Here is an 11,834-nt window from a genome sequence, read left to right as displayed (position 1 = left end):
GGAACCGCTGTATCCTGATTTGTCTTTCCGGTGATTGAGCTAACTCGACAGGGCCGGGGTCTGCTCGCGGTCAGCTTGGGCAGCCCGGGCCTTTTCCAACTCCCGGAGGACTCTCCGGTAGTCCACGGGCATCACTTTCACGAACTTGGGTAGCAACGCCTCCCAATCCCGCAGCACCCTGTCCGCAACCGCACTCCCGGTGAAACGCCGGTGCCGCGAGATCATCCCCTTGAGGGTCTCCAGGTCGGCAGGCTCCACCACCGGCTCAAGATCCACCATGCTGTGGTTGCAGTTCCGGCTGAAGTGTCCCGACTCGTCCAGCACGAAGGCGATGCCTCCGCTCATGCCGGCGGCAAAGTTGCGTCCGGTCTCGCCCAGCACCACGGCCACCCCGCCGGTCATGTACTCGCATCCGTGGTCCCCCACTCCTTCCACGACCGCCCGAGCGCCACTGTTGCGCACCGCAAATCGCTCCCCGGCCACCCCCCGGAAGTAGGCCTGGCCCCCGGTGGCGCCGTAGAGCACCACGTTTCCGATGAGGATGTTGTCCTCGGCCTTGAAGGTCGCCTCCCTGGGCGGAAACACAACCAACTTGCCGCCCGACAACCCTTTGCCGATGTAGTCGTTGGCGTCGCCTTCCAGCCTGAAGGTGACACCGGCCGCCAGAAAAGCCCCGAAGCTTTGGCCGGCCGAACCGCGAAAATCCACCTGAATGGAATCTTCGGGAAGCCCGGAATTGCCGTGGACTTCTGCCAGAGCGGAGCTCAGCATGGTGCCCACCGTGCGCTGGGAGTTTCTGATGGAATAGCTGAGGGAAATCCGGGTTCCTTTCTCCAGCGATTCCCGGCAATCGGCAATCAACTGATGGTCCAGCGCCTTCTCCAGACCGTGGTCCTGTTCCTGAACCTTGTGGGTGGCGACCCGCTCCGGAACCTGGGGCCTGTAGAAGATGCGGGTGAAGTCCAGCCCCATCGCCTTCCAGTGCTCGACCGCGTCGGTCACGTCCAGGCGATCCGACCGGCCTACCATGTCCTCCACCCTGCGAAAGCCCATCTCCGCCATGATTTCACGCAGTTCCTCGGCCACGAAGGTGAAGAAGTTGATGACGTATTCGGGCTTGCCGGAAAACTTGCGCCTCAACACCGGATCCTGGGTGGCAACGCCTACCGGGCAGGTGTTGAGATGGCACTTGCGCATCATGATGCACCCGGAAGCCACCAGCGGAGCCGTGGCGCAGCCGAACTCCTCGGCGCCCAGCAGGGTGGCCACCGCCACGTCCCGGCCCGTCTTGAGCTGGCCATCGGTCTGAACCACGATGCGGCCCCGCAGGTCATTGAGTACCAGGGTCTGCTGGGTTTCCGCCAGGCCCAGCTCCCAGGGAACGCCAGCATGCTTGATGGAGGTCTGCGGAGAAGCGCCCGTTCCTCCGTCGTGCCCGCTGATGAGCACCACGTCGGAGTGAGCCTTGGAAACCCCCGCCGCCACCGTACCCACCCCCACTTCGGCCACCAACTTCACTGAAATCCTGGCCCGCGGATTGGAGTTCTTGAGGTCGTGAATCAACTGGGCCAGATCCTCGATGGAGTAGATGTCGTGGTGGGGCGGAGGCGATATCAGCGAAACTCCCGGGGTGGAGTGGCGCACCCGGGCGATCACCTTGTCCACTTTGTGTCCAGGCAACTGGCCCCCTTCTCCCGGCTTGGCCCCCTGGGCCATCTTGATCTGAAGCTCCTCCGAGTTGACCAGGTACTCGACCGTCACTCCGAAGCGCCCCGAAGCCACCTGCTTGATGGCGCTGCGGCGCCAGTCCCCGTTGGGATCTCGGATGTAGCGGGCCGGGTCCTCCCCTCCCTCGCCCGTATTGCTCTTGGCCCCGATACGGTTCATGGCGATGGCCAGGTTCTCGTGGGCCTCCTTGCTGATGGACCCAAAGGACATGGCCCCGGTAGCGAACCGCTTCACGATCTCGGAGGCAGGCTCGACCTCATCCAGCGGAACGGGGTCGCCCTTCTTGAGCTTGAACAGGCCCCTGAGCGTGCACATGTTTCTGCTCTGGTCGTTGATCAAGGTGGAGTACTGCTTGAACAGGCGGTAGTCGCCGTGACGGGTGGCCACCTGCAGCTTGGCCACCGACTCCGGGTTGAACAGGTGAAACTCGCCGTCGCGCCGCCACTGATATTGTCCGCCCACGTCCAGCAGGTGTTTCCGGGACTGTGCCTTGGGGAAACCCTGTCGGTGCCGGGCGATACCCTCTCGCCCCAGAACCTCCAGGCCGATGCCCTCGATACGAGAGGCGGTGCCGGTGAAGTGGCGTTCGACCAAGCGTGAATTCAGCCCGATGGCTTCGAAGATCTGAGCTCCCCGGTAACTCTGGATGGTGGAAATCCCCATCTTGGCAATGATCTTGAGCAATGCCTTGTTGATGGACTTGATGTAGTTCTTGAAGGCAAGCTCTTCGGTGACTTCGGGACGAAAGAGCTTTTGCGCCACCATGTCGGCCAAGGTCCGGAAGGCCAGGTAGGGGTTCACCGCCCCGGCCCCGAAACCGATCAGGAGCGCAAAGTGCATGACCTCCCGAGCCTCGCCGGTTTCCACCACGATGCCGACCTTGGTCCGGGTGCCCTCCCGAATGAGGTGGTGGTGGACGGCCGACGTCGCCAGCAGGGCCGGGATAGGCACCCTTTCGGCATCGACACCGCGATCGGAGAGAATGATGATGTTGTGCCCCCGGCTCACCGCCTGGGAAGCTTGGCGGCAGAGCGCCTCCAGGGCGGTCTCCATTCCGCCGCCTCCGGCTCCTTCAGGGAAATGCATCTTCAAGGTCGTGGCGCTGAAGTCCTTGACCGAGGCGTGCCGGATTCGACCCAGCTCGAGATCGGTCAGCACGGGGCACTGCAACTTGAGCAGGCGGGCGTGCCGGGGGGTTTCGTCCAGGAGATTCTGCTCGCTGCCGATATAACTCTCTACCGACATCACCATCTCTTCCCGGATGGAATCGATGGGCGGGTTGGTCACCTGGGCGAAGAGTTGTTTGAAGTAGTTGTAGAGCAGCGGCGACTTGTTGGAGAGAACCGCCAGCGGCGTATCCGTTCCCATGGACCCGACCGCTTCTTCGCCGTTCCTGGCCATGGGGGCCATCAACAATCGGAGGTCTTCCACCGTATACCCGAAGGCCTGCTGCTGGGTCAGCAGATCTTCGACCACCAGATCCTTGTCGGCCGGTGCGGGCGGCAGCTGGGAAAGCTCGATCCGGTTGGCTTCGACCCACTGCCGATAGGGCTTTCGGGTGGTGAGGGCCTGCTTGAGCTCGGAGTCGTCGATGATGCGGCCCTGCTGTGTGTCGACCAGAAACATCCTGCCGGGTTGGAGCCGGCCCTTGTAGAGGATTCGCTCCTCGGGCAGATCCAGCACACCCACTTCGGAAGCCATCACCACCAGGTTTTCCTTGGTGACCACATAACGGGAAGGACGCAGACCGTTCCGGTCGAGCACCGCGCCGATGCGGGTTCCGTCGGTAAAGGCAATAGAAGCCGGACCGTCCCAGGGCTCCATCAGACAGGAATGGTACTCGTAGAAACCCCGCTTGTCGGGGTCCATGCGAATGTCCTTGTTCCAGGCCTCGGGGATCAGCATCACCACCGAGTGGGCCAGCGAACGGCCGCCTTGGACCAGGAACTGCAGGGCGTTGTCGATGGTGGCGCTGTCGCTGGCCGTATCGGACACCAACGGGAATATCTTGGGAAGGTCCTCCCCGAAGAGATCCGAGGAGAGCGTCTTGGAACGGGCCCGCATCCAGTTGCGGTTGCCGCAAAGCGTGTTGATCTCTCCGTTGTGGGCCAGGTAGCGGTAGGGATGGGCCAGTTTCCAGGAAGGGAAGGTGTTGGTGCTGAAGCGCGAGTGGACCAGACACAGGGCGCTCTTCACTGCAGGATCGGCCAGATCCCGATAGTAAGCCGGGATCTGGGGTGCGGTCAGGAGGCCCTTGTAGACCACGGTGGCGGCCGACAGGCTGGCGATGTAGAAACTCTCGCCGTGGTCCAGACCCCGTCTCTCCACCTCCCGCTCCACCCGTTTGCACACGACGTACAGCTTGCGCTCAAAGTCGGCTTCCCGCTTCAAGCCGGCGCTTTTGCCGATGAAGACCTGGCGAATGACCGGCTCCGATTCTCGAGCCAGGCTGCCGATGGCCTGGCTGTCGACGGGCACATCCCTCCATCCCAGCAGGTCTTGCCCCTCGGCCGCGATCACTTCCTCCAGGACCCCCTCCAGCCGGGCACGGGCCTCCACCTCTCGCGGCAGGAAGACCATCCCCACCCCGTATTCCCCCGCCCGAGGGAGCTGCAGCCCAAGAGCCCGGCAGTCTCGTTGCAGGAATTCATGGGGAATCTGGATGAGGGCTCCGGCCCCATCTCCCGTCTCCGGATCGCAACCGCAGGCCCCACGATGAGCCAGGTTGGAAAGCACTTCCAATCCCTGGCGGACAATGAGGTGGCTGCGGTCCCCATCCACGTTGACCACGAAACCCACCCCGCAACTGTCCCGCTCAAAGCGAGGGTCGTACAACCCCTGTTTTTTCGGCAGTCCGTCCTGACGCATGGAAATCTTCTGAACCTCAGTCAAGCCTGCCGTCAAATGGCGACAGCAACGCCCACGAAGCCGGCACCGGCGGATCCTCGAAAGGCCCCGCGGTGCTGCCTTCCAGCTAAATCAGTTGGCTAAAGGTGCTTGAGTTGGGGAAGCCAGCAAACTTGATTGACAGCCGGAAAGGGCATCTTGACTCATCGAACCAAGGATTGTACCAAATTCGGACCCGAGAAGTCTTGCTTGTCCTGCCTGAAACTCGGTTGGAATGAGCTGAAGCCCGAGGACAATCCTTGATGAAGAAACGGCTCCCGCCAAATTCTAGAAGAAAGGCGGCAGCAAACTAAATTTATAATATTTATGTTTTCGATAAAGGATGTTGATAGAGGGAGCAGGGTCCTGTCTCATGGGGAATTTTCCACGGAGGGACAAAAAAGAGTGATCCACAAAGTCACACGAAGGACGACGAAGACACACCAAGAACGACTGAATGCCTTGGGACGGATCTGCTCTTCGTCGTTAACCCGCGTTGCTTGCCGGGGCCGTGAAATGGCCGGAAACAGGATTTTCTGGAGAAAACCGGCCCGTCGTTACCCTGTGCCGGATCTTCTCGGGGGCCAACGACGGCACCGCCCGGCAATGGTTCCTGAGGTCTCTGAAACTGGTGCCGATTTGGTCTTTCTTCGTGGCCCTTCGTCGTCCTTCGTGTTCCTTCGTGGATCAATCTTTTGCGACCGTTGCGGAAAACACCCGCCCTTCGCAACCGTCGCGGGGTGGCCGAGGGCGCTGCGACTAACGTATAATCTTGCCTCCATGTCTAAAGGCACCCGGATCCTCATTGCCGTCTCCCTGCTGGCCGTACTGGGGTATATCGTCTATTCCTCCATGGCGCTGGACCAGTACAGTTGCGAGGTCTGCATGGAGTTCAGAGGGAGGACCGACTGTCGCAAGGCCGTTGGAGCCACCGAGGCCGAGGCTCTGCGAACGGCCCTCGACACCGCCTGCGCCCAGCTCTCCTCGGGAATGACCGACTCCATCGCCTGCTCCCGAACCCCTCCCAAGAGCGTCGCCTGCGAAAAGCGATAGGCCGCCGCAGTCTCCCGGCCTCCGAGTCCAGCAGGGCTGACTGCCGCCTTCCTGACGCCCATTTTCCCTGTGTTAAGATTAGCGCCCGGAGAAACGAGTTCGGTGGAGGCAGGCATGGGCAATCCGGGCGGCGCCCGCGACGATCGGCAACCCCGGGACGGTCTTCTGGGCAGGTTCAAGGCGGCAGTGTCGTCGACCCGCAGGAACCTGGTGGCCCGCATGGAAGAGGTGCTGCAGGGCCGGAAGGCGATAGACCCGGAACTGCTTGAGGAAATCGAGGAAATCCTGGTGGGGGCCGATGTCGGGATCGATACCACCACAGTGGTCCTCGACAGGGTCAGGGACCGGGTAGAGCGGAACCGCATCAACGACGCGGGCCAGCTCAAATCCTGTATCCGATCGGAGCTCCTCGATATCTTGCAGGCCAGTTCCGCCCCAGGTGACGGCCCCGCCTCTTCCGGCCTCCAGGTGCTGTTGGTGGTCGGGGTCAACGGCGTGGGCAAGACCACCACCGCCGGCAAGCTGGCGGGCCTTTGGGTCCGGGAAGGGCGGAGGGTGCTGGTGTGCGCCGCCGACACCTTTCGGGCGGCGGCGGTGGAGCAACTGGAAGCATGGGGGAAGCGGGCCGGAGCCCAGGTCATCCGCCAGCAGTCGGGTTCCGATCCGGCCGCGGTGCTCTTTGACGCCATTCGTGCCGCCAAGGCCAGGCAGGCGAACATCCTGATCGTGGATACGGCAGGGCGACTTCACACCAAGAACAACCTCATGGCCGAGCTGGAGAAAATGAAGCGGATTGCCGCACGGGAAGTTCCCGGAGCGCCCCAACAGATTCTGCTGGTGGTGGATGCCACCACCGGTCAGAACGGGGTGATGCAGGCCCGGGAGTTCACCCGCTCCACCGGTGTCAGCGGGATCGTATTGACCAAGCTCGACGGGACAGCCAAGGGAGGCGTCGTCATCGGCATCGCGCGGGATCTCGGGATCCCCATCCGCTACGTGGGAGTGGGCGAGCGGATCGAAGACCTGGTCCCCTTTTCAGCCGAGCACTTCATCGCCTCCCTATTCGACGGAGAGGCGTAGGGGCCGGCCCGGGGCCGTCTATCGACCGCTCACCGGCGCGGGCCGCCGCAGGGGATTCCCGCGGGACCGTTCCGGCTGCAAACCCGACCCGCTCATCCGGCGCCGGCTGACGCCGGCCGGACCGCGACACGCCACCATGTCCGAACGTGACCACTACTACATGGGACAGGCTTTGGAGCTGGCCCTGCGGGGAAGGGGACTTGCCAGTCCCAATCCCATGGTGGGTGCGGTCCTGGTTCGGGACGGCCGCGTCGTCGGCCAGGGCGTTCATCGATACGGCCAACGCAAGCACGCCGAGGTCCGGGCCCTGGAGCAGGCCGGCGACCAGGCTCGCGGAGCCACCCTATACGTCAATCTGGAACCCTGCTGCCACCAGGGCCGCACCGGGCCCTGCTGCCGGGCCATCGTGGACTCGGGCATCGCCCGGGTGGTGGTGGGCATGAGAGACCCCAATCCCCTGGTGGCCGGCAAGGGCATTGAATGGTTGACCTCGGCCGGCCTCCAGGTGACTTCCGGGGTCCGGGAGGAGGAGGCGCGCAGGCTCAACGAAGCCTTCGCCAAGTACATTTCCAGCCGAAAACCGTTCGTGACCGCCAAGGTTGGAGCCACACTGGACGGCAGAATCGCCGCCGACGACGGCCCTCCCCAGTGGATCACCAGTCTGGAGTCTCGCCAACGAGTGCACCGCATGCGCCTCGAGGCGGACGCCATCCTGGTCGGCATCGGAACCGCGCTCCAGGACGACCCCTACCTGACCGACCGCAGCGGGCAGCCGCGGACCCGGCCCCTGCTGCGCGTGGTCCTCGACTCTCGACTGCGGCTCCCGCTCGACAGCCGCCTGGCAAGCAGCCGGGACCAGGGTGATATAATCGTTTTTTGCGGCCGGCGGCCCAAGCCTGAGCGGCGGCACAAGCTGGAGCAAGCAGGGATCGAGGTCATTCCGACAGCGGGAACCGGCGGCCGAATCGCCTTTGGTCCGGTCCTGGAGGAGTTGGGGCGGCGCCAGGTCGTCGGTCTCCTGATGGAGGGGGGAGCCACGATCAACTTCGAAGCCCTGCGCAGCCGGGTCGTCGACAAGCTGGTCTGCTTTCTGGCTCCCAGGATCCTGGGCGGAAAGGCAGTCGCCATGTTCGGAGGCGCCGGCTTCCCGGGGCTGGACAAGGCGCCCCCGCTGGCCTTCTCCAGAGTCGAACGGATCGGTCCCGACCTCATGATCGAGGCGTACCCGCAGCGCTCGGGCGCCGCCTCGGAGTAGCCGCATTGAGCCGGGGGTGGGATGTTTACCGGAATCATCCAGGACGTCGGTCGCGTGAAGTCGCTGAGGCGGCTCGGAGACGCGGCCCGCCTGGAAGCGCTTGCCCCCGCTCTGAGCACGGAACTCCGGCCCGGCGACAGCGTGGCCGTCAACGGCGCCTGTCTGACCGTGACCGGCCGGGACGGCAAGGGGTTTCAGGCGGACCTGTCCCGGGAAACGCTGGAGCGGTCCAACCTGGGCAATCTGCGCTCGGGGGACTCCATCAACCTGGAGTTGCCCCTGTTGCCCACGGCGCGATTGGGGGGGCACTTCGTCCAGGGCCACGTGGACGCCGTCGCTCAAGTGGTCAGGATCGAAAAGCAGCAAGCCTTCGCCCTGTTCCGCTTCTCGCTTCCCGCGGAGATGAGAGCCTACGTGGTGGAGAAAGGGTCCATCTCCGTCGACGGCATCAGCCTGACGGTCTCCGGTCTGGGGAAAGGCTTCTTTGAAGTGGCCATCATCCCCCACACGCTGGAACACACCAACCTATCCCAGCGAAAACCCGGAGATCGGGTGAATCTGGAGTGCGACATTCTGGCCAAGTACGTGGAGGCCTCGCTGAGCCACCGGACACACGACGGCAGCCAGGACGGCCTTTCCGTTCAGCACCTCCGGGACCAGGGGTATCGATAGACGGTTCCCGAGAAAACCCTTCCATCCGGGACCTGCCGAGGAATCCATTGGAAAGCTTTTTTTCGACCATTGAAGAGGCCATCGAGGACATCAGGTCGGGGAAGATGCTCATCGTGGTCGACGACGAGGATCGGGAAAACGAAGGCGACCTGACCATCGCCGCCGAGAAGGTGACACCGGAAGCCATCAACTTCATGGCCAAGTTCGGGCGGGGCCTGATCTGTCTCTCCCTGACGGGAGAACGCCTGGACGAGCTGCAGGTTCCGCTGATGGTGAACGAGAACAACTCCCGCTACGGCACCGCCTTTTGCGTTTCGATCGAGGCCAGAGGGAAAGTCTCCACGGGAATCTCGGCGGCTGACCGCTCCCAGACGATTCTGACGGCCATCCACCCCGAAACCCGGCCCGGCGACCTGGTCAAGCCCGGTCACGTGTTCCCCCTGCGGGCCCGCCGAGGAGGTGTGCTGATTCGAGCCGGTCAGACCGAGGCGGCCGTCGACCTGGCACGCATCGCCGGCTTGAGACCGGCAGGCGTCATCTGCGAGATCATGAACGACGACGGCAGCATGTCCCGGGTCGGAGAACTGCACCGGTTTGCCACGGAACACGGGCTGAAGATGATTACGGTGGCCGATCTGATCAAATACCGGCTGCGGACCGAGTCATTCGTGAAGCTGGTGGCCGAGGCCGACCTGCCCACCGAGTTCGGCACCTTCCGGATGCTGGCCTTCGAGAGCGAGATCGAGCAGGAGACCCACGTGGCCCTGGTGTTCGGCACCATTCGTTCGGAGGAACCGGTGCTGGTCAGGGTTCACTCCCACTGCCTGACGGGGGATGTCTTTCATTCGATCCGGTGCGACTGCCGTTCCCAGATCGAACGCTGCATGCAGGCCATTGCCCAGGCCGGCAGCGGCGTGCTGCTCTACCTGCACCAGACCGGAAGGGGATTTCAGCTCAAGAAGGAGGACGGCTGCCATCGCATCGCCTACCACGGCATGACCTCCACCGAGGCGGATGTCTACAGTTGGCGTCGAGCCCAGCGGGACTACGGCACGGGCGCCCAGATTCTCTCCCGGCTGGACCTCAAGCAAATTCGGCTGCTGACCAACCACCCTCGCCGCATCGTCGGACTGGAGGGTTACGGGATTCGGGTGGTCGAACAAATACCCATCGAAGCGCCCACCCCGGTCACTCCAACTCAAGCCGAGCCGGCCGAGAAAAAGCGGTAGCCGACTGCCGGCCCGGAGATCTCCCTCAAGGAGACGGGAGCCGGCTGTTGGCCGAGAGGCGGGCATCGTCTCCCAGGACCACCCCTTCCCCTACCACGGCGTGGGGGCCGATGCGGCAGCCGTTGCCCAGGATGCACCCCCGCAATTGGGCCCCTTCTCCCACCTGCACCCCCTTCCAGAGCACTGAACCGTCGACGACTGCCCCTTCTCCGACCCGGCAGTCTCGATCGATGGCCGAGCCGAGGACCCGGGATTGGTCCCCGAGGCGGACCGAATCGGCGACCACCGAATTCCGCACGAGGCCAACGCAATCCTCGGGCTCAGGGGGTTCCGCCGGGTCGAACCGGAAACCGGATACAGGCGACACAAACCGCCCCTGAAAAATGTCCCGGTGAGCCTGCAGGTACTTTTGTGGGGTTCCTATGTCAATCCAGTAACCCGGAGAAATATAGGCATAGACCGGCAGTCCGCCGGCCAGCAGACCTGGAAACACCTCCCTTTCGAAGGAGGTGTTCACGCCGGCCCGAATCGTCTTCAGGACTTCCGGTTCCAGCACATAGAGCCCGGCATTGATGGTGTCGCAGGTGACCTGGTCGCGGCCGGGCTTCTCCAGGAAGCGCGCCACTCGGCCATCTTGCCCGGTTTCCACCAATCCGTAGGCGGAAGGGTTGTCGACTCGGGTCAGGGTCAAGGTGGCCGTTGCCGCGCGCCGGCGGTGGGACCGAAGGATCTCCGTCAGATCGAAGTCGCAGAGAATGTCCCCGTTAAAAACGACAGCGGTACCGTCCAGGAATGGCTCCGCGTTTTTGAAGGCCCCGCCGGTACCCAGGGGAGACTGCTCGACCACGTAGCGTAGCCGAATCCCGAAACGGCTGCCGTCTCCCAATTCCGCTTCGATCTTGTCGGGCCGATAGCCCAGGCTCAGGATGGCCTCGCTGACGCCGTGGCGGCGCAGCAAGTCGAGCTGATATCCCAGAAAAGGGACGTTGGCGATGGGAACCACCGGCTTGGGCACCTGGAGGGTCAACGGCCTGAGCCGGGTTCCTTCGCCGCCCGCCAGGATCACCGCCTTCATGCAAAGCTCCCGTAACCGGAATGGTCGGAATTCAGGACAGCCAGGACCGGCGCCGCTCCACCTGGACTCCGACGAAACCCAGTTTCTCGCTGAAGGGACTGGTCTTGCCGATTCGAACCCTGACCTTCCTGACCGGGAAGTCCTTCAGCACCTCTCGGCAGATCTGCAGAGCCGCTTCCTCCAGCAGGGTAAAGGTTCGGCTTTCGCACAACTTCTCGACCTGGGCATAGACCGCGCTATAGTCGACTGTCTGGTCCAACCGTCCGTCCCGGGCTTTCTCCAGGGACCTCCACAGGGTCAGGTCGGCCCGGCAGGGTTGGGCCCGACCGCGTTCTTCCCGGGTGGTTCCTACTTTCATCTGCAGTCGAATGTCTCTCAGCAGAATCTTGTCCATGGCCGCACGGCCCCCCGTCGACTCACAACGGCCCGATGATAGCATGGGGGTGACCGGGATGGTTCGCGGTCGGGAAACTTCTCCCCGTAGCGCGCCGTGACAGATCCCTCTATAGCCTCCTCCAACCCCTTGGTGGTCCTTCGTCGTCCTTCGCGCCCCTTCATGGATTTCTTTTTGTCCTTGGTGGATAGCGCCCCCCCCGTCCCCGACGACGGGACGGATCATACAGAGTGAAACAGGGGCCTGTTACGAACCTCGGAGACTGGGGCTCCCCACCGACTCGACGGCGGGCTGGATCTCCTATCCTGCGATCTCGCCGATTCCGTCCCCCCCACCGGTTCGACTGCGGGCGGGGCTTTCGGGGCGCCGCGTTGGCCCCCCTCCGGCTCGGCTGCAGGCTGCGGCACGGTCGAAGGGACGCCGCGTTTGCCTCGCCGACTCCCCCTCAAGGGGGGAGTGATA

8 protein-coding genes are annotated in these 11,834 nt (G+C 63.5%); 5 read left to right on the top strand and 3 right to left on the bottom strand.

Annotated elements, in window-relative coordinates; translation table 11 throughout:
- Window positions 1–39: 39 nt before the first annotated feature.
- Window positions 40–4,596 (bottom strand): glutamate synthase large subunit, encoded by a 4,557-nt coding sequence (gene gltB / locus OXI69_05550; GenBank protein MDE2665594.1) that lies wholly within the window; start codon window positions 4,594–4,596, stop codon window positions 40–42.
- Between the two features lie 798 nt (window positions 4,597–5,394).
- Here gltB and OXI69_05545 point away from each other — a divergent pair.
- The 5 genes from OXI69_05545 (at window position 5,395) to ribB (ending at window position 9,903) form a co-directional block, all read left to right on the top strand.
- The gene (locus OXI69_05545; protein ID MDE2665593.1) at window positions 5,395–5,667 is read left to right on the top strand and encodes a hypothetical protein; all 273 of its coding nucleotides are present in this window, start codon (window positions 5,395–5,397) and stop codon (window positions 5,665–5,667) included.
- A 114-nt stretch (window positions 5,668–5,781) separates the two neighbouring features.
- Window positions 5,782–6,747 carry a signal recognition particle-docking protein FtsY gene (gene ftsY, locus OXI69_05540; protein ID MDE2665592.1) on the top strand — a complete coding sequence of 322 codons (966 nt, stop codon included), beginning with the start codon at window positions 5,782–5,784 and terminating at the stop codon, window positions 6,745–6,747.
- A gap of 136 nt (window positions 6,748–6,883) precedes the next feature.
- Window positions 6,884–8,002, top strand: coding sequence for a bifunctional diaminohydroxyphosphoribosylaminopyrimidine deaminase/5-amino-6-(5-phosphoribosylamino)uracil reductase RibD (ribD, locus tag OXI69_05535; protein ID MDE2665591.1), 1,119 nt, complete (start codon window positions 6,884–6,886; stop codon window positions 8,000–8,002).
- Window positions 8,003–8,023: 21 nt separating this feature from the next.
- Entirely contained in the window at window positions 8,024–8,674 is a 651-nt protein-coding gene (locus tag OXI69_05530; GenBank protein MDE2665590.1) for a riboflavin synthase, read from the top strand.
- Window positions 8,675–8,778: 104 nt separating this feature from the next.
- The gene (gene ribB / locus OXI69_05525; protein ID MDE2665589.1) at window positions 8,779–9,903 is read left to right on the top strand and encodes a 3,4-dihydroxy-2-butanone-4-phosphate synthase; all 1,125 of its coding nucleotides are present in this window, start codon (window positions 8,779–8,781) and stop codon (window positions 9,901–9,903) included.
- Between the two features lie 25 nt (window positions 9,904–9,928).
- On the opposite strand, the gene OXI69_05520 is transcribed toward ribB, so the two are convergent.
- A complete protein-coding gene (locus OXI69_05520; GenBank protein MDE2665588.1) occupies window positions 9,929–10,978 on the bottom strand; it encodes an NDP-sugar synthase in 1,050 nt (349 codons plus the stop codon).
- A 31-nt stretch (window positions 10,979–11,009) separates the two neighbouring features.
- Window positions 11,010–11,372: a dihydroneopterin aldolase gene (locus tag OXI69_05515; GenBank protein ID MDE2665587.1), complete on the bottom strand. Its 363-nt coding sequence runs from the start codon at window positions 11,370–11,372 to the stop codon at window positions 11,010–11,012.
- Between the last annotated feature and the right edge of the window lie 462 nt (window positions 11,373–11,834).

The sequence above is a fragment of the Acidobacteriota bacterium genome (assembly GCA_028875575.1).
In the GTDB taxonomy this organism is placed as follows: domain Bacteria; phylum Acidobacteriota; class Terriglobia; order Versatilivoradales; family Versatilivoraceae; genus Versatilivorator.
The sequence above is the reverse complement of the archived record's forward strand: the minus strand, read 5'-3'. Positions and strand labels throughout refer to the sequence as shown.

Coding starts and splice junctions, on each gene's coding strand:
- ftsY (MDE2665592.1), top strand. CDS start 5,782: ATGGGCAATCCGGGCGGCGCCCGCGACGATCGGCAACCCCGGGACGGT.
- ribD (MDE2665591.1), top strand. CDS start 6,884: ATGTCCGAACGTGACCACTACTACATGGGACAGGCTTTGGAGCTGGCC.
- ribB (MDE2665589.1), top strand. CDS start 8,779: ATGCTCATCGTGGTCGACGACGAGGATCGGGAAAACGAAGGCGACCTG.
- OXI69_05520 (MDE2665588.1), bottom strand. CDS start 10,978: ATGAAGGCGGTGATCCTGGCGGGCGGCGAAGGAACCCGGCTCAGGCCG.
- gltB (MDE2665594.1), bottom strand. CDS start 4,596: ATGCGTCAGGACGGACTGCCGAAAAAACAGGGGTTGTACGACCCTCGC.
- OXI69_05530 (MDE2665590.1), top strand. CDS start 8,024: ATGTTTACCGGAATCATCCAGGACGTCGGTCGCGTGAAGTCGCTGAGG.
- OXI69_05545 (MDE2665593.1), top strand. CDS start 5,395: ATGTCTAAAGGCACCCGGATCCTCATTGCCGTCTCCCTGCTGGCCGTA.
- OXI69_05515 (MDE2665587.1), bottom strand. CDS start 11,372: ATGGACAAGATTCTGCTGAGAGACATTCGACTGCAGATGAAAGTAGGA.